Origin of the sequence: Sinorhizobium garamanticum (assembly GCF_029892065.1) — a bacterium.
Lineage (GTDB): Bacteria > Pseudomonadota > Alphaproteobacteria > Rhizobiales > Rhizobiaceae > Sinorhizobium > Sinorhizobium garamanticum.
In genome coordinates this window covers 67906-85533 of record NZ_CP120373.1, presented here as the reverse complement: position 1 = coordinate 85533, position 17628 = coordinate 67906, and the positions used below count along the sequence as shown (strand labels likewise).

Annotated in this window: 18 protein-coding genes, 1 tRNA gene and 1 pseudogene; 7 read left to right on the top strand and 13 right to left on the bottom strand. The window is 59.3% G+C overall.

Annotated features, from left to right (window positions below):
* Positions 1-25: 25 nt before the first annotated feature.
* Positions 26-1042 carry a zinc-binding alcohol dehydrogenase family protein gene (locus PZN02_RS00420; RefSeq protein ID WP_280659686.1) on the bottom strand — a complete coding sequence of 339 codons (1017 nt, stop codon included), beginning with the start codon at positions 1040-1042 and terminating at the stop codon, positions 26-28.
* Positions 1043-1142: 100 nt separating this feature from the next.
* Between PZN02_RS00420 and PZN02_RS00415 the strand changes: the two genes are divergently transcribed.
* Together PZN02_RS00415 and PZN02_RS00410 are read left to right on the top strand one after the other, a co-directional pair.
* Positions 1143-1550, top strand: a complete 408-nt coding sequence (locus tag PZN02_RS00415) for a winged helix-turn-helix transcriptional regulator (protein ID WP_280659685.1) — start codon at positions 1143-1145, stop codon at positions 1548-1550.
* Positions 1551-1633: 83 nt separating this feature from the next.
* Positions 1634-2530 (top strand): diacylglycerol/lipid kinase family protein, encoded by an 897-nt coding sequence (locus PZN02_RS00410; protein WP_280659684.1) that lies wholly within the window; start codon positions 1634-1636, stop codon positions 2528-2530.
* Between the two features lie 125 nt (positions 2531-2655).
* Here PZN02_RS00410 and PZN02_RS00405 read toward each other — a convergent pair whose 3' ends face one another.
* Both PZN02_RS00405 and PZN02_RS00400 read right to left on the bottom strand, forming a co-directional pair.
* The gene (locus PZN02_RS00405; RefSeq protein ID WP_280659683.1) at positions 2656-4140 is read right to left on the bottom strand and encodes an ArnT family glycosyltransferase; all 1485 of its coding nucleotides are present in this window, start codon (positions 4138-4140) and stop codon (positions 2656-2658) included.
* Positions 4133-5152 (bottom strand): glycosyltransferase family 2 protein, encoded by a 1020-nt coding sequence (locus PZN02_RS00400; protein ID WP_280659681.1) that lies wholly within the window; start codon positions 5150-5152, stop codon positions 4133-4135. The genes PZN02_RS00405 and PZN02_RS00400 overlap by 8 nt, the downstream gene beginning before the upstream one ends.
* Before the next feature lie 96 nt (positions 5153-5248).
* Here PZN02_RS00400 and PZN02_RS00395 point away from each other — a divergent pair, with 96 nt between their 5' ends.
* Positions 5249-6205, top strand: a complete 957-nt coding sequence (locus PZN02_RS00395; RefSeq protein ID WP_280659680.1) for a lysylphosphatidylglycerol synthase domain-containing protein — start codon at positions 5249-5251, stop codon at positions 6203-6205.
* Position 6206: 1 nt separating this feature from the next.
* On the opposite strand, the gene PZN02_RS00390 is transcribed toward PZN02_RS00395, so the two are convergent.
* The 4 genes and pseudogenes from PZN02_RS00390 to PZN02_RS00375 all read right to left on the bottom strand — a co-directional run bounded on the left by PZN02_RS00390 (position 6207) and on the right by PZN02_RS00375 (position 8691).
* Positions 6207-7709: an AMP nucleosidase gene (locus tag PZN02_RS00390; protein ID WP_280659679.1), complete on the bottom strand. Its 1503-nt coding sequence runs from the start codon at positions 7707-7709 to the stop codon at positions 6207-6209.
* 160 nt (positions 7710-7869) lie between these two features.
* Positions 7870-8190: pseudogene (locus tag PZN02_RS00385) on the bottom strand (YnfA family protein).
* A 77-nt stretch (positions 8191-8267) separates the two neighbouring features.
* Positions 8268-8441, bottom strand: coding sequence for a hypothetical protein (locus PZN02_RS00380; protein WP_280659678.1), 174 nt, complete (start codon positions 8439-8441; stop codon positions 8268-8270).
* A gap of 76 nt (positions 8442-8517) precedes the next feature.
* On the bottom strand, positions 8518-8691 hold the full coding sequence (locus PZN02_RS00375; RefSeq protein ID WP_136504085.1) for a hypothetical protein: 174 nt from the start codon (positions 8689-8691) through the stop codon (positions 8518-8520).
* 279 nt (positions 8692-8970) lie between these two features.
* Here PZN02_RS00375 and PZN02_RS00370 point away from each other — a divergent pair, with 279 nt between their 5' ends.
* Positions 8971-9672 (top strand): glutathione S-transferase N-terminal domain-containing protein, encoded by a 702-nt coding sequence (locus PZN02_RS00370; RefSeq protein ID WP_280659677.1) that lies wholly within the window; start codon positions 8971-8973, stop codon positions 9670-9672.
* 203 nt (positions 9673-9875) lie between these two features.
* Here the strand turns inward: PZN02_RS00370 and PZN02_RS00365 are convergent, their stop codons facing one another.
* Both PZN02_RS00365 and PZN02_RS00360 read right to left on the bottom strand, forming a co-directional pair.
* Entirely contained in the window at positions 9876-10637 is a 762-nt protein-coding gene (locus PZN02_RS00365) for a hypothetical protein (RefSeq protein ID WP_280659676.1), read from the bottom strand.
* A 371-nt stretch (positions 10638-11008) separates the two neighbouring features.
* Complete coding sequence (locus tag PZN02_RS00360; protein WP_280659675.1) at positions 11009-11350, bottom strand: DUF2147 domain-containing protein; 342 nt, start codon at positions 11348-11350, stop codon at positions 11009-11011.
* Between the two features lie 590 nt (positions 11351-11940).
* Here PZN02_RS00360 and PZN02_RS00355 point away from each other — a divergent pair.
* Entirely contained in the window at positions 11941-12207 is a 267-nt protein-coding gene (locus PZN02_RS00355) for an SEL1-like repeat protein (protein WP_136504089.1), read from the top strand.
* Between the two features lie 44 nt (positions 12208-12251).
* On the opposite strand, the gene PZN02_RS00350 is transcribed toward PZN02_RS00355, so the two are convergent.
* The 3 genes from PZN02_RS00350 to PZN02_RS00340 all read right to left on the bottom strand — a co-directional run bounded on the left by PZN02_RS00350 (position 12252) and on the right by PZN02_RS00340 (position 14469).
* Positions 12252-13376 (bottom strand): pyridoxal phosphate-dependent aminotransferase, encoded by a 1125-nt coding sequence (locus PZN02_RS00350; protein ID WP_280659674.1) that lies wholly within the window; start codon positions 13374-13376, stop codon positions 12252-12254.
* A gap of 111 nt (positions 13377-13487) precedes the next feature.
* Entirely contained in the window at positions 13488-13913 is a 426-nt protein-coding gene (locus PZN02_RS00345; RefSeq protein ID WP_280659673.1) for a PilZ domain-containing protein, read from the bottom strand.
* 199 nt (positions 13914-14112) lie between these two features.
* A complete protein-coding gene (locus tag PZN02_RS00340; protein WP_280659672.1) occupies positions 14113-14469 on the bottom strand; it encodes a PilZ domain-containing protein in 357 nt (118 codons plus the stop codon).
* 345 nt (positions 14470-14814) lie between these two features.
* On the opposite strand from PZN02_RS00340, the gene PZN02_RS00335 reads away from it, so the two are divergent.
* A tRNA-Ser gene (locus PZN02_RS00335) sits at positions 14815-14904 on the top strand.
* A gap of 652 nt (positions 14905-15556) precedes the next feature.
* Positions 15557-16585, top strand: a complete 1029-nt coding sequence (locus PZN02_RS00330) for a porin (RefSeq protein ID WP_280659671.1) — start codon at positions 15557-15559, stop codon at positions 16583-16585.
* Positions 16586-16699: 114 nt separating this feature from the next.
* Here the strand turns inward: PZN02_RS00330 and PZN02_RS00325 are convergent, their stop codons facing one another.
* On the bottom strand, positions 16700-17572 hold the full coding sequence (locus tag PZN02_RS00325; protein ID WP_280659669.1) for an alpha/beta fold hydrolase: 873 nt from the start codon (positions 17570-17572) through the stop codon (positions 16700-16702).
* Positions 17573-17628: the final 56 nt, after the last annotated feature.

The following is a 17628-nucleotide window of genomic DNA, read 5'->3' as shown; positions in this document are numbered from 1 at the left end:
GCGCCGCGGGAAGGTCATTTGTTGTTTACTCAAATCCTTCCAGCACGAGCTTGCCGCGCGTGCGGCCAGTCTCGATCATTTGATGTGCCTTCCTGAGGTTGGCGGCATTGATCGGACCGAGCGTTTCAGCCAACGTCGTGCGAATCTTGCCGCTGTCGACGAGTTCCGCGACGCGGTTGAGCAGGTTGTGCTGCTCGATCATGTCGGGTGTTTTGAACAGCGGACGGGCAAACATCATCTCCCAGTGAGTCGATACCGCCTTGCGCTTGAACGGCATGACATCGAGCACCGGAAGATCGTCGATGAGCGCGAAACGGCCCTGCGGTGCGATCAGCTTGACGATTTCGCCGATATGCTTGTCGGTATTGGTGGTCGAGAACACGAAGGCGGGTGCGCCAAGCGCAAGCTGCTCGATCTCGCTGGCAAGCGGACGGCTGTGGTCAAGGACCTGGTGGGCGCCGAGTTTCAGCGCCCACTCCCGGGTTTCGGGCCGTGAGGCGGTTGCAATCACGGTGAGGTTGGTCAAGGCGCGCAACAATTGGATGGTGATCGATCCGACGCCGCCGGCGCCGCCGATGATCAGCACGGCATTAGCGGCACCCGGCACCGGATCGTTGATCTTGAGGCGGTCAAACAGCGTTTCCCAAGCGGTGATCGCGGTCAGCGGCAACGCGGCGGCCGCGGCAAAGCCGAGCGACTTCGGCTTTCGCCCGACGATGCGCTCGTCGACCAGATGAAACTCGGCATTGGTGCCGGGCCGGTCGAGAGCGCCGGCGTAGAACACTTCGTCTCCCTCTTGAAACAAGGTTACTTTCGGACCGACGGCCTTGACGACGCCGGCGGCATCCCAGCCGAGTACCTTCGGTTGGTTCGGCTCCGGCTGAACGCTGGCACGCACTTTCGTGTCAACGGGATTGACCGAAACCGCTTTGATCTCGACCAGAAGATCGCGGTCTTCCGGTGAAGGCACAGGCAGATCGACGTCGATCAGTGCGGTTTCCGCCGTGATCGGTTGCGGTGTCTTGTAAGCGACGGCACGCATGAGGCACTCCTTTCAAATTGAACAGGAGCTACATGAGCATTATAGTCGCCGAGTACAAGAATGCACAAATTTGGCCTATAGTGTCGAAAAGGATACCGTTATGTCCCGGCCGCGCGCGAAACTGACGAACACATTCCCGGGTTGCCCGGTGGAGTCGGCGCTGAGCTTCATCGACGGCAAATGGAAGGGCGTCATCCTCTATCATCTGATGGTCGAGGGCACGTTGCGCTTCAACGAACTGCGGCGGAGATTGCCGAGCGTGACGCAGCGGATGCTCACCAAGCAGTTGCGCGAACTGGAGGAGGCAGGGCTTCTTTCGCGCACTGTTTTCCCGGTCGTCCCGCCGCGTGTCGACTACGCCTTGACGCCCAGGGGAGAAAGCTTGAGGCCCGTGATCATGGCGCTGAAAGCCTGGGGCGATGAAAACGTTCTTTGCGACGGCGATCGCATGACGCTGAAGCCGCTTGAAAATCGGCCGGCTGTGCGACCCAAATTCGAGCACACCTGACCGGCTCCTCTGGAAACCCTTCCCATCGAGCTTATCTGTGACATGACATATTTGACCGAGGTCACTGGAGAAAACGACGTTTCATGAAAATCAAGGCCATCTTCAATCGAGATGGGGGAACCTTCCGTACAACGGACATGGAGGCATACGGCAGGTGGGTGGAAGAGGTCTTTCGCGCTGCCGGACATGAGATCGAAGTCGCCGCGGTCGAGGCCGGCGACATGCGGGATATGCTGGAAAGAACCTGCCGGCGGGGCGATCTCGATGCAATCGTCGCCGGCGGCGGCGACGGGACGATTTCGGCAGCCGCCGCAGTCGCGTGGAAGAATCGCATGCCGCTCGGAGTCATCCCGGCCGGCACGATGAACCTTTTCGCGCGCTCGTTGAAGCTGCCGCTCGATATCTGGAAGGCGCCGGAGGTTCTCGCTCATGGCAGGATCATCGATGGCGATATCGGCAGCGCCGATGGCCGCGCCTTTGTTCATCAGTTTTCCATGGGCTTGCATGCCCGTCTGGTGCGGTATCGCCAATCCTACCGTTTCGCTTCGCGGCTTGGAAAGATCGGTGCAAGCACACGCGCGGCGGTCGGCGTTATCTTCAACCCACCGGATTTTGAAATCGAGTTCGATGCCGACGGTCACAAGGAGCGCCGGCATGTTTCGGTGATTTCAGTCTCGAACAACCATTTCGGCCATGCCACGTTGATGTACGCGGACGACGTGACGAGCGGGCATCTCGGCTTCTACACCGCGCCGCCTCTGAAGCCTGCCGGCGTCGCGAAGCTTGCCTTCGATATCCTGCGCGGCAAGTTCCGCGCGAGCACCTTGATCACGGAGATGAGCGCCATCGCAGTCGATCTGCATTTCCCGAAGGTCGACCGGAAGATCAATTGCGTCATCGACGGCGAGCTTCTGCCGATGGGACGGGACGTGGCGCTCCGCATTCATCCTGGCGAGCTGAAGCTGCTGGTGGGAGCCTAGTGCATGGCGCCCGTAAGTGTGCAGCGGTTTCGGGACAACGACATGCATGAAAACAAAAACCTAAAGCACGTCGCATGGCTCCAATTGAATGCGACGTGCTTTAGTAGCGCCCCACTGCGGCAGTCTCACTCCGCGATCCAGATATAGCTGAAGGCGTAACGATCCGAGCCGGCCCCATAAATGTAGGGGAGGGCGAGGTGGCGCGGCGTCATCGCCGTCTCCGGGATGGTGGAAGCCTTGAGCGTGTCCTTCAGAAGGTCGGGAATGGGCGCCTCCTGGGCTGTGTCGTCGTGCCAGACAACCAGAAGCGGCCTCTTCGTCATGTCGACCGGAAGCTTATTGAGCTTAGGCATGGTGACCAGCGCGGCGCTGAGCTGCGTGCGAAGATTTCCCGCAATCTGCTTGTCATTGGTAACCACGAGCGCCGGCTGCCCGCCCTCCGCCTGAGTAACCGCTTCGACGAAGGCGCCATAGGGGATATTCAGCCTTGAATAGTCGCCGAACCATGGCCGCACGATCGCGCGCGCCGACACGATGGCGAGTGCAGTCAGTGCGAGAAAAGCCACCAATAGGAAGAAGCGCCTGAACGCGTGGGTGAGATCGATCTTCGCCGCTTCGATTTTGAGGCAAAGATAAAGCGGAACAAGCATGAGATAGAGAACAAGCCATTTTTCGCGTATATGCGTTGCTGCGACACCCAGCACGATGAGCAGCACCGCAAGCAGGCAGATCGCGATCATCCGTCCCACGATCCGGCTCCACTGGCTTTCCGCCTGCCAGATCACCCGCGCCTTGCCGCGAAAGACAAGGCCGAACACAAGCGCAGGAACGAGGCCGCCGCCGATGATCGCTGATCCGAGTGCGTAGGTTCCGCGCAAGGCCTGCATCAAACGCCCCTGCGCCTCATGTTCCCTCATCTCGTTCAAGGTACCGCCCGAAGCGAAACCGAGATTTTGCAAGAGCCAGTAGCTGTGGGGCAGAACGATGAGGCCGGCGATCGCGATCGCCGGCAGGATCCGCCAATCGAAGATGCGAGTTCGCAAGTCGCGCTCCGGCAGGACCGCTATTATCGCCGAGATCGGGATCAACACGAAGTTGTACTTCGAGATTATGCCGGTGCCGACAGCGATTCCTGTCAGCACGTATGAGAACAAGGTGGGCCGTGTGAGCGTTCTCAGGAAGCCGTAAACAAAGAGCGACACCGTGAAGAGCGCGGCGACTGTGTGCGAGAGATCGCGCTGCGCCAGCAGGAATACAGGCGGCAGCGTCAGTACGCCAAGCATAGCCATCGCCGAAAGGCGCCAGTTACTGAGGACAAGGCGTGCCGCTAGACCGTAAAAAAGGCAGGAGAAAAACAGGAGACTGTTCTTGAGAACGGACAGCGTCGCAAGCGACGTGCCGATCGATTGCGCCAGACCGTATTGCAGCCAGTTATAAAAAGGGGGCTGCGGCCCATATCCCAGTTGCAGGAACTGTGACTGGAGTGCCACGCCAGCCTCGTCGATCTCCAGAGAGTTCGACACGGCAAGACGCAAGACGATGCACAACAGGAAATAACCCGCCAGCGCGACGAAGGCCGCATTGGGGCGTCGATCGAGGGCTTCAAGCATGCGGCTCTTCCTTTTCGAAGACTTGGCGCACGATATAGCTTGTCGTCTCGTCGTCGCGGAAGTAGGCGCGGGCCATCATTTCCGAAAGGATGCCGGTGGTGATGAGCTGGATCGAAGACAGAAACAGCATCACGCCGACGGTCAGCATTGGGCGGGTGCCGATGTCGTTGCCGAGAATGAACTTGTCGATGGCCAGATAGAAGAGGATGAGTGCGCTCAAGCCGCCGGTCGCAAGCCCGATGGATCCGAAAAAATGGCCGGGACGCGCTTTGTAGCGCATGAAGAAGAGCACGGCCAAGAGATCGAGAATAACGCGGAACGTGCGCGAGAGCCCGTATTTCGACGCACCGAAGTGGCGGGCGTGATGGGTAACCGGCATCTCGCCGATCCGGCTGCTGGGCACGACACCGGCCACCCACGCAGGGATGAAGCGGTGCATTTCGCCCATCAGCTTGACTTGCTTGATGATCGACGCGCGATAAACCTTGAGGCTGCAACCATAGTCGTGGAGCCTGACGCCGGTGATCTTGCCGATGAGCCGGTTGGCGCACCAGGAAGGAATTTTCCTGAGCAGCAGACCGTCTCGGCGGTTCTTTCTCCATCCGACGAGCAGGTCTAGTTTGCGTTCTTCGATCGCCTCGACCATGCGCGGAATGTCATTGGGGTCATTCTGCAGGTCGCCGTCGAGGGTCGCGATCAATCGTCCGGACGCGGCATCGATACCGGCCTGCATGGCGGCGGTCTGACCGAAATTCTTCTGCAGTTCGATGATCTTCAGGCTCAAGTCCGCACGAAAAAGTTCGGCGCGGGCGTTGGCAAGAGTACCATCGGTACTGCCGTCATCCACAAGGATCAGTTCCCACGGCTTGGTGAAGCCGGCCAATGCGTCACGAATACGCGCAACCAGTGGCCCGACGCTGTCCTCTTCGTTGAACACGGGGACAACGACTGACAGCTCGATGACCTCGATTTTATCGGCAAGAGCCGCCATGGGTTCTTCAGTGTGACTCAAGGTTGATCTCCGGCGTACTGTCGCAGGTTTTCTTGCACAGTTAACGGTGATAACCAACGTCGAATCGTGTGGTTCAGCACAGGAAATCGGCATCGGATGAATTCGGACTGGCAGTTCAGTCAGCGATCGTGGCTTGCGCGCAACCGCATGGTGCTGATTTCCGTGGCCGCGATCGCGGCTTACGCGATCTTTGTCGAGTGGTTCTGGGGCTGGTCGACCCTGATGCGCCAGTGGGCCGAAATCGGGATATGGTCGGTGCTTGCCGCACTCGCCCTCTTGATCTCCACCTACTTCATTCGCTGCTTTCGCATCTACGATTATTTCCCGGAGCATGCCGCAGGGCGGTTCCTGCCTCTGTTTCGCGTCACGCAGGTCCACAATCTGCTCAACATCATGTTGCCGTTTCGGGCCGGTGAAACGAGCTTTCCCCTGCTGATGCGCTCCGAATTCGGGGTGCCGCTCGTGCATGGTACGTCGGCGCTGCTCGTCATGCGGCTGCTCGATCTGCATGCCTTGCTGACGGTCGCCGCGATTGGCCTCGTGATCGAAAGCGGCGATGCATTGATCGCCTGGCTCGCCTGGACACTCGCCTTCCTTTCACCGCTCGCATTCTTTCTCCTGAAGGGAAAGGTTCTCACGCTTGTGCACCGCCTGGCGCCAGCGAAACTTGCGACCGTGGTCGACGAGGTGGAAGCGGGCCTGCCGGACCACATCCCTGGCTTCCTGCGCGCATGGGCGATGACCATGCTCAACTGGGGCGTCAAGGTCGTGGTTCTTGCCTGGGTGCTTGCTATCATGGGAGTGGCGCCGCTTGCCGCCTGCTTCGGCGGTGCCCTTGGCGGCGAGCTCTCCTCGGTCCTGCCGGTCCATGCCCCGGCGGGGGCAGGCACCTATCCGGCGGCGATTGCCGCCGGAGCGATCTCCTTCGGAGCGCTGGGCGATCACGCCGCCTTGGAACTACTCGGCCGGGCCAGCGTCAACGCGCACCTGCTCGTCATCGTGTCGGCCGTCGCCGGCACGATGCTTTCACTCCTGTTGCGGCGAAAATCGTGATCTACTGGAACGAGGTTTCGTAGAAGCTTCTGAGCTTGCGCGAATGTAATTTCTCCGGCGGCATAGCCGCGAGCTTCTGCAAGGCCAGGATGCCGATCTTCAGATGCTGGCTGATCTGCGTCCGGTAAAAGGCGCTCGCCATGCCGGGCAGCTTCAATTCGCCGTGCAGCGGTTTGTCCGATACGCACAGCAGCGTGCCGTAAGGCACACGGAAACGGAAGCCGTTGGCCGCGATCGTTGCCGACTCCATGTCGAGCGCGATTGCGCGCGCTTGAGACAGACGCTTGACCGGGCCGCGCTGGTCGCGCAGTTCCCAGTTGCGGTTATCGATCGTGGCGACCGTGCCCGTGCGCATGATCTGCTTGAGGTCGTAGCCTTTGTAGCCGGTCACCTCGGCCACGGCGTCCTGCAACGCAACCTGCACTTCCGCGAGCGCCGGCAGCGGAATCCAGACCGGCAGATCGTCGTCGAGCACGTGGTCCTCGCGCATATAGGCATGCGCCAGAACATAGTCGCCGAGACGCTGGCTGTTCCTGAGGCCGGCGCAGTGACCGAGCATCAGCCAGACATGCGGGCGCAGGACGGCGATATGGTCGGTAATCGTCTTGGCGTTGGACGGACCGACACCGATGTTGACCATGCTGATGCCGCCGTGCCCCTTCTTCTTCAGGTGGTAGGCTGGCATCTGGGGCAGGCGGCCGGGGGTATAGTCGGCATCCGGCCTGTCGGCACCTGCGGGTGTCACGATGTTGCCGGGCTCGACGAAAGCGGTGTAACCGTTGCCGCCCTCTGCCATCTGTTTACGGGCCCAGGCGCAAAACTCGTCGACATAAAACTGATAGTTCGTGAAGAGAACGAAGTTTTGGAAATGCGTGGGGCTGCTCGCCGTGTAGTGGCTGAGGCGGGCCAGCGAATAATCGATGCGCTGCGCGGTGAACGGGGCAAGCGGCGAGGGTTCGCCGGGGCCCGGCTCATAGGACCCGTTGGCGATTTCGTCGTCGGTCGTCGTCAGGTCAGGCGCGTCGAACAGGTCGCGTAGCGGAATGTCGATGGTCTCGGCAGCCGATGCCTCGACATGAGCGCCCTCGCCGAAGGCGAAATGCAACGGTATCGGGGTCGACGATTCGGATACGGTGACACCCACGCCGTGGTTGCGCATCAGGTGTCCGAGTTGCTCCTTCAAATAGTGGCGAAAGAGCTTTGGTCGGGTGATCGTGGTCGTGTAGACTCCGGGCGCACTGACATAGCCGAACGAAAGCCTGGAATCGACGTGGCCGAAACTACTCGTCTCGATGCTAACCTGCGGATAGCAGGCACGGAACCGGGTGAGCGGCGCATCGCTCTTTCCAAGCCCTTCGAACGCCTCGCGGAGGAAGCGGGTGTTGCGTTCGTAAATGGCCTCCAGGCAATCGACAGCCTCGGCCGGATCCTCGAAGAGGTGCGGCTCGAATGGTTCAGGGGTTGCGGTGGAGAGAACGGAGTTTGAAGAGATTCGTTTGTTCATGTCGCATTATAGGCAGCGGCTCCTGACAAGCAAACGACAAGATGGAGCCGGAGTCGGAAAATTGTGGAGCCGTTTTCCGCCATGGCCTTGCTTTAACTATCTGGAATCGAACGCCGATTGAATCCGAAACGCCTGATCTTCCCGTTCTCGCTTGCTGGAGTCAGCGCGGACCGGCGAGTATGATCGCGCTGCCGGCGAGCGTCACCGCGACGCCGGTCACGTCCCAGCGGTCCGGGCGCACACCCTCTGCCAGCCAGAGCCAGGCGAGCGAAGCGGCGATATAGACGCCACCATAGGCGGCATAGGCGCGGCCTGCGGCGGCCGAATCGATCATCGTCAGGAGCTAGGCAAATAGCGCGAGCGACCCCATGCCGGGCACAAGCCACCAGACGGATTTGCCAAGTTTGAGCCATGCCCAGAAGGCAAAGCATCCGGCGATTTCGGCAAGTGCTGCGGCGAGATAGATTGCGAATGCTGGCATGGTTCCGAATCCTTTCATTGGGAAGGGATCGGGATTTCAGTCCGGGTGCAAGAGGCAGCGGGTCGAGAGCCCGGATGTCAGCTCATCGCCTGACGCTGAAGCGTCACGAAGAGGACGAAGCCGGCACCGTTCTTGCCGATGCCGAGGCTCGCGGCCTTGGTGTAGGCGATCGCCCCGATCGGCGCCATCAGCAGGCTCGTGAGTATGAGGACCCGGAGCGAGAGAATGGCGGAAGTGGCGAGAGCGGCCATTTTTCGGTTCCCTTGGAGCAATTCCAGGAAAAAGTGAGCAACGATTTTCCGTCCGGAATTGTGTAGATTCAAGAAGCTAGAGTTTGGCCTGGCAATATTGGGCCGTGTGGGCGGTGCAGTCGGTCAGCGAGCCGAGATAGGTGCTTTGGCGGCGGCGCTGCGTATCGGCACTGACCGCGGCAGCGAGCGTCATAGCGAAGACAACCATCAGCACGCTGATGATGGTGAGGCGCCGAGCGAGAATATCCATGGTTCTGTCCGTTGGTTGGAGGCACGTTAAAATCGATTGATTGTGTTTTCTCACAACCAAACTGAATTGATGCTGAGATGTCCGTTCATCTCCGGTTCATCTTCGTAAATGGTGCGCGGGATGTTTGCTTGGATCGGAGCCGATTTAGGGAAAAAACATGCAGCAATTCAAAGTGCTGCAGCGACCTTTGTGCGTCTGAAAAGACGCATGGCGCTGTCGTCTTGTCGGCGGCAGCGGGCGCGCCTACGTCTTAACTCTTGCAACCTCAGGAGAAACAGGATGACTGCTCCGATCGAGCTTTATTACTGGCCGACCCCAAACGGGTGGAAAATCACGATCATGTTGGAGGAACTCGGCGTTCCCTACGTGGTCAAATACATCAATATCGGGCGCGGCGAACAGTTCGCTCCGGATTTCCTGAAGATCGCACCCAATAACAGAATGCCGGCGATCATCGATCCTGATGGCCCGGGCGGTCAGCCGATCTCGGTCTTCGAGTCGGGGGCGATCCTGCAATATCTCGGGCGCAAATACGGGAAGTTCTATCCTGCCGACGAGCGATCCCGTGTCGAAGTCGATCAATGGCTCTTCTGGCAGATGGGCGGCCTCGGTCCCATGGCGGGACAGGCGCATCATTTCCGCCAATACGCGCCCGAAAAGATCGAATACGCGATCAATCGCTATACCAACGAGGCCAACCGTCTCTATGGCGTGATGAACAAGCGCCTCGCCGACCGGCCGTTCCTGGCTGGCGACTACTCGATTGCCGACATGGCCTGTATCGGCTGGGTGATCCCGCACGAGAATCAGGGGCAGGATCTGAATGACTTCCCGCATCTGAAGCGCTGGTTCGACGCGGTGCTTGCGCGGCCTGCCGTTCAGAAGGCGATCGAAGTGGGCAAGGAAGAGCGCGCCCGTCAGAAGAGTCTCGCCGAGGACGAGGAGGCGCAGAAAATCCTGTTTGGCCAACGGGCACGTTAGATCACGATGATTTTAGGTCAATCGACTGTAGTCATAAGTGATCGATTCTAATGAGTTAGAGCGGGATGCGGGCGGAAAGCCGCGCACACTTTTTCCTCATCCCGCTCGAGTGCGCCGTGTGAATGGTGTCAAAAGTGTTTGGAATCGCTCCCGCGTTTGCAAGAGATCAGGGAAGGCGCCGACTGGACTAAGGGTTCAAACCGTCAACGTTCGCCGTACCTAAGCCTAAGGCGCTTGAAAAACGCTCGGATCCGGCGCTGCAACTTTGTCGTCGCCCAAAGTTTCGCGACCTGGCGTTCCACAGCCGTGTGGCGGTTTGCGAGAACGTTGGATGCAATTAGCGCTATTGTCGCTTCGCTGAAATCCGGAAAATGGGCGCAGATGCGCTCCAGGGCGCCAGCGGGCTTGCTGACGCTCTCTTCGAAGAATTGAATGCGGCCTCGCTTCACATAGCACCGCAGCATGATTTGTTCGAAGGTCCAGTCATGCTCCACATAAATGTCGAATCGGGGTCCCGCGGCGCCGGTGAACCCACAGAGGAAGACGTTTGCATGCGGCGCCTTCTCGATCAGCCATAGGGCAACGGCAAAACCGGTCGTCGGCATGCGTCCGACCGTGTACAGCGAGCCGAACTCATAGTCGAAATCCAACGTATATTGCACGAGCGAGCTCTTGCGCGGTGCCGCTATATGAGGCGTTCCTTCCAGTGCTCCGCGCTCTGCAAGAACGCCAACCTCAGCCTTCAGGGGCCGCGAGAAGAGTGCACGTGCCCGGTCCACGTGTTTCTGTGAAGTCAGGAAGCGCGTGCCGGCGCTGATGAGGCGCTGACAAAGTATGGCGTCCTTCTCGAACGGGCGGGCCAGCACTTTTGCGCAGCCGTTGAAAAAGACATACAGCGTTCGCTCCGGAAGGGCGCGCAAGACCGCACCGATGTCTACACTTTCACTGTTGGCGATCAGCGCCACCGCTTCATATTCGGAAAGTATCGCCTCAACAGCTTTTGCTTCCATCGACGCTCCTCAGCATGCTCAATTCTCTATTCAAATCTCTGATGCTGACGGATACCGGGGAATGCTCGAAATCCTCATGAGACCACATCAGATTGCGAGTCGCTTCTACTGCATGATTCTACGAATCGGAATCGATTTGAGGAATCATGCAGCGATTCAAAGTGCGAAAGCGACCTCTGTGCGTCTCAAAAGACGCGCGGCGCTGTAGGGCATTTCAGGCCCAAACAAAATCGTTCTGTCGCGTGATTGGATTTTGTCTCGGAGACACCGCCGGGTTGCCCTTCGGCAGAGGACCCGGCAGTTCCCTTCTCGGAGCCTGGCGAGACCTAAAGCCGCGTCCAGGTCTGCGATTTGCAAAGCACCCGCAGCACGCAGCCTTTCATCTTCAGCGAATTGCCGTTGATGGCGCCCGAACCGCTATAGGTCTTGTCGCTTTCCGGATCGGTGATTTCGCCGCTATAGCTGCCGTCGGTTCCGGCGAGATTGCCGATGCGCTTGCCCGCGTGCTTCCCGGTTTTCAAAGTGATGCAGTAAGCGCCGCCGCATGGCGCGATTTCGGCCGTGGCGCCGCTCGCTGTCTTCCAATTGCCGACGATCGGTTCTGCTGCAAGGACCGAGGCCGCGGTGCTGCAGGCAATGGCCGACGCGATGAGCAATGTGCGAATCATTCAATTCCTCCAATAAGAATGCCGGCCGGCATAGTATCGTGTACCGACTCGACTGCGACTCCTCATGTAAAGCGGTCTTCCACCGCCTGGGGTGAACGTATCTTACGCGCACGTAAAGGTAAATATGTGCAGCCCCATCGGTCCGCTGGTTTCCCAGTCCTCCGGAGCCCTGCGAGAGGCAACAAAAATCGATGTGTGGTCGGTCGATGCTGATTGTATGGTTAGCAATTGGTTGAAAATCCGCGGCTGAATATTTCGTAAATTTTGAGACAAATGCGCGCTGTTCCAGGCGATCCGATGCTTAATGAAAACTCAAGTTTACCAAGCGTTTGAACTTTGTTTGCGTCAAATTAAGCATGCATTTTAAGCGAGCGTTGAAGGCCGTTGGGCATACTCGAACCCGTAAGACGAGCGGAGAGAACAACCCGCCGGACCGCCGAAAGCGACACTGCAAAAGACGGTGCACTTTTGGAAAGCCCGCAAAGAGGCGCGACTGAACAGGGACCAAATGAATGCTGATCTGGAGCAAGGTCCGCCCGGGACGGCGGGCCGCTTCAGCCGGATCAACCAGGCAAGACAGGGACAAGACAATGGCACGCTTTGACATGCAAATCGCTTCGGACGCCGCCATGGGTGGCGAAAACCGCGCGGACGCGCTTTGTGAAATGGGCCTGGCCTATGCGACGGGCCGTGGCCGTCCGGTCGATCTCGTCGCTGCCCACAAGTGGCTTAACATTGCCGCCATCAAGGGATCCGACCGCGCTGCGGACTTGCGCGCCGACCTTGCGGCAACGATGAGCAAGACCGATCTTGCCGCCGCGTTGCGTGCCGCACGCGAATGGATGACGGTACACTGAAACTCGCATCCTTTGCGCGTCTGACGAGACGCGCGGCTGCAGCGTCAGGTAGCTGCCGCGAGAATCCTGAGAACGGCGGGCAGAGCTGTTTCGAGCAGGTCCATTTCAGCTTCGGGTCCGGTGCTGATCCGAATGCAGCGATTGAGCGGGGCAACGCCCGGCATGCGGATGAAAACACCGTGGTCGCTCATCAGCCGGTCGACGATCGCCCGCGCATGGAACGCGTCCCGTCCGCAGTCGATGGCGACGAAATTTGTGGCCGATGGCAATGGCTGGAGCCCGCTGTCGCGCGCAATCTGAGAGATTCGGTCGCGCGACGCCGCTATTTTCACGACGACTTCCTGGAGATAACGCTGGTCAGCAAGGGCAGCAATCGCTGCGGCGGCGCCGACACGGTTCATCCCGAAATGATTGCGAATCTTGTCGAACGCCACGGCCGTGCCGGGCGTTGCAAGCGCGTAACCGACGCGCGCCCCGGCGAGTCCATAGGCCTTGGAAAAAGTGCGCGTGCGTATGACGTTCGGCTTGTCGATCAAGCTGTCGATCGCCGGTATCGACTCTGGCGGCGCCGTTTCGCTGTAGGCTTCGTCAAGGACGAGGAGCGTCGTTTCCGGCAGGGCTTTTGCGAATTCGACGATTCTTTCGGCGGGCCACCAGCTCCCCATCGGGTTGTCGGGGTTCGCGAAGTAGACGAGCGGTGCGTTCTCGCGCTTGACGGCGGCAAGCAATCCGTCGAGGTCTTCTCGATCGTCGGCATAAGGGACGGTAACCAGGCGCCCGCCGTGCCCGGCGACATGGTAGTTGAACGTCGGGTAGGCACCGAACGACGTCACCACCGGCATGCCGGGCTCGATGACAAGGCGGACGATCTGGCCGAGCAAGCCGTCGATGCCTTCGCCGATCGCGATGTTGGCGGGAGAAATTCCCAGATGCCCTGCGAGGGCCTGTTTAAGTTCGTAATTTTCCGGATCGGCATATTTCCAGGTTTCTCCGGCCGCTTGCTGCATGGCGAGCAGCACCGAATTTGCCGGGCCGAATCCGCTTTCGTTGGCGCCGATGCGCGCGGCAACCTTGCGGCCGCGCTGGCGCTCGATCGCTTCAGGCCCGACGAAGGGAATGGTTGCTGGCAAAGACTGGATAAGCGGTGTGAAGCGGGTGAATGCGGACATGCGAGAAGCTGGACCCCGTGGAACAAATCGCGCGGAACTTATCGCATATGTGCAAGAATCGGAATCGATTTTGCGGAGAAGACCGACCTGCCGCAGCTCTCGATCAGTGCGTCACTCGACAAAGCCCCAGTTGACTGATGCAGGACGACGCGAGGCCGTTGGCAGGTTGGACGGAGCCTTCTTGCTCTGTCCGGTGAAAAATTCGTGGCGCACGATTTCGTGCAGGAATGCCTCGTCGAGCATCTTGATGAATTGCACGCCGACGCGCTCTCCCTTGCGGTAGACCTCGGCGCAGCCGATTCTAAATTTCGTACCGACGATATGGAGATAGTAGTGCTGCGACAACCCGATTGTCGTGGTCACGGAAAAGCTCGCGCCGCCTCGGGAGATATCGATCATTTTGCAGGCGCGTATGGAGACGCCGCCAAGAGCCGGTCGCACCGACATCAGCGTGCCAGCCTGGCCTATCGAAAAGCGCTCATACTTGCGCTCGTAGAGCGGCGAGGGGACGAGCGAGTACATGGTCGACTGCAGCATGCGTCATACTCCGGAAGCGCCGCATGAAGCGGCGATTGTGATTCCACGAAGTCCGGACAAGTCATTTGCCGGTGCCGTCCAAAGCCTACATGGCAGGAAGGCTTCCTCAACAGTCTCCAGTGGGAAACTTGCAATCCCTTGAAAGCAATCGATAAGAATCTAATGAGCTCGCTTTATTTAAGCGCCGACGCAGCCGCCTCTAAAGCCCGCCGCTGGAAAACTGCAAACGGATCAGCCGGCGCAGGAAGTCTTGGGCAAGTAGCATGTTGAAGCGCACGCCGAGCTCCGTGCCGCTGCGATGGACCTCGGCGCAGCCGATCTCCTCCTTAAAGCCGTCGATCTCCAGAAAGAAGTGCTTCGGCAGCATGATCGCGGCATTGACGTCGAGCATTGCGCCGCCAATAGAGATATGCCGAAGCAGGCATTGATACTTGGTCTTCGCCTTCAGTTGCTTGCCGATGACAAGGATGCGGCACGGGCGCTCGATGAAATAATGTTGGTACACGGCCGCGGTCTGGCCGGGCTTTACTTGCGCGACATGCATGATCATCGACATCGCAGCCTCCGAAAATGCCGTTTCCTCTATCCACGGATGGGTTCACCTCGGCGGGAATCGCCGCCGCTCGACAGGGTGGCGGCTATCTTCCGCAAGTGGACTTGCTTCGGCCTTGCGAAGACGGCTATTGCGAATGTCCGGATCATCGCGAAGCCCGACATCGTTTCGTTGGCAAATCATCTGTTTCTTAGGGCGACGGCCTGCGTGAGCACTTCCGGCCGCAATGCACATCGCCGACAGAAGCACCGCCCGACGCATCGCCAGCGGATGAAAATCGTGTGATTTCCCGAAATCTGACAAAAAAATCTTGCATTGATGGCGCGGTGACACTAGTCAGGCCGTAACGGAGAGGTGGCCGAGTGGTCGAAGGCGCTCCCCTGCTAAGGGAGTATACCGGAAACGGTATCGAGGGTTCGAATCCCTTCTTCTCCGCCATTTTTGATTGCCCGATTGTAGCTGCCCGCGGATCTTCCATTCTTTGATAGCGACTTCTGCAACTGCGCTTTCTGCGCATATGCAGAATCATGCCCGCCTGTCCCATCCTTTCCCTCTCATGGTTCCCCCTGGCGACGACGAGTCCGATTCCCAGGATAGTCAGCAGGCTTTGAGGGATTCGCGAATCCAGTGCGTTGATTCTCTTGTGAATCGGCAAAAAATCTCCCCGTCGCCATTCCACCAGACGCCGTTTGCGTGGCGTCTTGTTTGTGAGAAGACAGCAAGGCGGGCCACCGATGCCCGGTTTTCCCCCAGTTTTCGGCCATTTTCTGCCCCTTTCTGAAACAGAACGTTCGCTGCTCCATTATGCTAACCCCCCGTCGCTAAAGGATTTTCTTAACCCTTTGTTAATTTCCTCGGGTGGGATGAGGCGATTTTGTGTCGTTTCAGCAACAGGGATCAGGGAAGGGCAGCGCAAAGCAGGTGATCTGGCAAGTTGGACGTTGCGTGCCCCACCCGGTTTTGTATTTTCAACTCCGGAAGCAAGGGCGGTTGATCGTCCGACTTCTTGAACGTTGGGGATGGGGCAGGGAACGCTGTCGTTCAGCAAAGAAACCCAGACCCGTTTGAAACTTTTGACTGGAGGTCAGAAATGAACATCAAGAGCCTTCTTCTCGGCTCCGCTGCTGCTCTCGCAGCAGTATCCGGCGCTCAGGCAGCCGACGCAATCGTCGCCGCCGAGCCGGAGCCCATGGAATACGTTCGCGTTTGCGACGCTTTCGGCACGGGCTACTTCTACATCCCGGGCACCGAAACCTGCCTTAAGATCGGCGGCTTCATCCGCGTTCAGGGCTCGTTCGGCCGTGACGAGGTAACCAGCCGTTTCGACTCCGGCAACGGTACGTCTGACTGGGATATGTTCTCCCGCGCTTACATCTCGACCGATGCCAAGAGCGACACCGAGTTCGGCACGCTCACCGGCTTCTTTGCTGCTGAGTTCAACGCCGACAACGACACCGACGAAGGCGACAGCTTCATCGACGTCGACGAAGCCTACATCCAGCTCGGCGGCTTCAAGGCCGGCTTCTTCTACAGCTGGTGGGATAAGGGTCTGAACGGTGAAACCGACTCGCTCGGCAACTTCACCGAATTCAACTCGCTCGCTTACCTCTATGACGGTGGCACGTTCCAGGCCGGTATCTCGGTCGACGAACTCGAAGGCACCTCCACCAAGGACAACGGCGTCGGCGTTGCCGGTATCGTTTCCGCTACGCTCGGCGGCGTAAGCTTCGACCTGCTCGGCGGCTTCGACACCGAACTCGAAGAAGGCGCGATCCGCGGCTTGCTTTCGGCTGACCTTGGCCCGGGCGTCTTCCAGCTCGCTGGTATCTGGGCATCCAACCCGAACGCTTACTGGGAACGTTCCGAGTGGACGGTTGCTGCTTCGTACCGTTGGAACATCAACGACAAGCTCGCACTCACCCCCGGCGCTCAGTACTTCGGCAACCTGTCTGAAGGCTCGCTCACCGACTTCGGCGGCGACGATGCATGGCGCGTTGGTGGTACGGTTGACTACCAGATCACCGAAGGTCTTGCGACCCGTCTGTCGGTTCAGTACGAAGATCAGGACAACGGCGACGACGAAGTCTTCGGCTTCCTCCGCTTCCAGCGTGACTTCTAATCTGACCTGACCTCGGTCAGTTAGGGAAAGCCCGGCTCAAGAGCCGGGCTTTTTCCGTTTCGGACGGTTTCCTCGCGGAAGAGACGCTTCTGCGCGGCTGTCGCGCGCCAACGTCTACTGTTGGAGAAAGGCCGCTATAGCCTGTCTCGGGCCATCGAGGTGCAGAAGCGGTGCGTGGCCTTGTCCGACCGCTGTCACGGCCGCGAGGTTCGGATGCCTACGCTTCATCTTCTCGACCGTGGCTTCCGACAGTAGCCTGGAACGCTCCCCACGAACGACCATCATCGGCAAGCCGGCGAAGGCGTCGAATTGCGGCCAAAGATCCGGCAGTGGCGTATCGGCCGTAAGCGCTTGCAGCTGTGCTGCGATCGCCGGATCGAAGTCGGCGACCGGAATGCCGCCTTCGTCGCGATAGATCGCTTGTGCCATCTCCCGCCAATCGTGCTCGCGAAGGATCGGAAAATCATCCCCATGCACGGACTGCAGGTAGCGAGGTGCCGCGGTCCAGCTCGCCGGTCGTGTGGTTGCGTTGAGATAGTCCCTGATTCGCAGCAGTCCCTGGATTTCGATGACGGGGCCGATGTCGTTGAGAATGACGCCTGCGATCAAGGCGGGGGCCAGGCCGATGAGATGATGCAGGATCAAGCCGCCGCGCGACGTGCCGATGAAGGTCGCCTTCTCGATACCAAAATGGCCGCAGGCGGCGATGAGGTCCGCGGTTTCCGCCGCGATCGTGTAGCGAGTCTTGTCGTCATCGCGCTCCGAGCCGCCGCGCCCGCGGGAATCAAGAGAGAGGATGAAATGTCCGCCTCCTGGAGGGGAGGCGAGAAAGCCCGCGAGCTCGTGGAAGTCGCGGCTGTTGCGTGTAAGGCCGGGGAGGCAGACGACTGGGATCCGTCCATGCCGCAGGTCGCCGTAGGATCTGGCATAGAGCTGCAAGCCGTCCTGTACCCGAAAGAGATGCTCGCGAAATTCACTCCGATCCATGACTACTCCGTTCGGTCGAGAGGAGATGAAATCGTAGCTTCCGGATGCGCAACGGC

Excerpts from the sequence above, each read along its gene's own strand:
- PZN02_RS00420 (WP_280659686.1), bottom strand. The coding sequence starts at position 1,042 with ATGCGTGCCGTCGCTTACAAGACACCGCAACCGATCACGGCGGAAACC.
- PZN02_RS00415 (WP_280659685.1), top strand. The coding sequence starts at position 1,143 with ATGTCCCGGCCGCGCGCGAAACTGACGAACACATTCCCGGGTTGCCCG.
- PZN02_RS00410 (WP_280659684.1), top strand. The coding sequence starts at position 1,634 with ATGAAAATCAAGGCCATCTTCAATCGAGATGGGGGAACCTTCCGTACA.
- PZN02_RS00405 (WP_280659683.1), bottom strand. The coding sequence starts at position 4,140 with ATGCTTGAAGCCCTCGATCGACGCCCCAATGCGGCCTTCGTCGCGCTG.
- PZN02_RS00395 (WP_280659680.1), top strand. The coding sequence starts at position 5,249 with ATGAATTCGGACTGGCAGTTCAGTCAGCGATCGTGGCTTGCGCGCAAC.
- PZN02_RS00390 (WP_280659679.1), bottom strand. The coding sequence starts at position 7,709 with ATGAACAAACGAATCTCTTCAAACTCCGTTCTCTCCACCGCAACCCCT.
- PZN02_RS00380 (WP_280659678.1), bottom strand. The coding sequence starts at position 8,441 with ATGGCCGCTCTCGCCACTTCCGCCATTCTCTCGCTCCGGGTCCTCATA.
- PZN02_RS00375 (WP_136504085.1), bottom strand. The coding sequence starts at position 8,691 with ATGGATATTCTCGCTCGGCGCCTCACCATCATCAGCGTGCTGATGGTT.
- PZN02_RS00370 (WP_280659677.1), top strand. The coding sequence starts at position 8,971 with ATGACTGCTCCGATCGAGCTTTATTACTGGCCGACCCCAAACGGGTGG.
- PZN02_RS00360 (WP_280659675.1), bottom strand. The coding sequence starts at position 11,350 with ATGATTCGCACATTGCTCATCGCGTCGGCCATTGCCTGCAGCACCGCG.
- PZN02_RS00355 (WP_136504089.1), top strand. The coding sequence starts at position 11,941 with ATGGCACGCTTTGACATGCAAATCGCTTCGGACGCCGCCATGGGTGGC.
- PZN02_RS00350 (WP_280659674.1), bottom strand. The coding sequence starts at position 13,376 with ATGTCCGCATTCACCCGCTTCACACCGCTTATCCAGTCTTTGCCAGCA.
- PZN02_RS00345 (WP_280659673.1), bottom strand. The coding sequence starts at position 13,913 with ATGCTGCAGTCGACCATGTACTCGCTCGTCCCCTCGCCGCTCTACGAG.
- PZN02_RS00340 (WP_280659672.1), bottom strand. The coding sequence starts at position 14,469 with ATGTCGATGATCATGCATGTCGCGCAAGTAAAGCCCGGCCAGACCGCG.
- PZN02_RS00330 (WP_280659671.1), top strand. The coding sequence starts at position 15,557 with ATGAACATCAAGAGCCTTCTTCTCGGCTCCGCTGCTGCTCTCGCAGCA.
- PZN02_RS00325 (WP_280659669.1), bottom strand. The coding sequence starts at position 17,572 with ATGGATCGGAGTGAATTTCGCGAGCATCTCTTTCGGGTACAGGACGGC.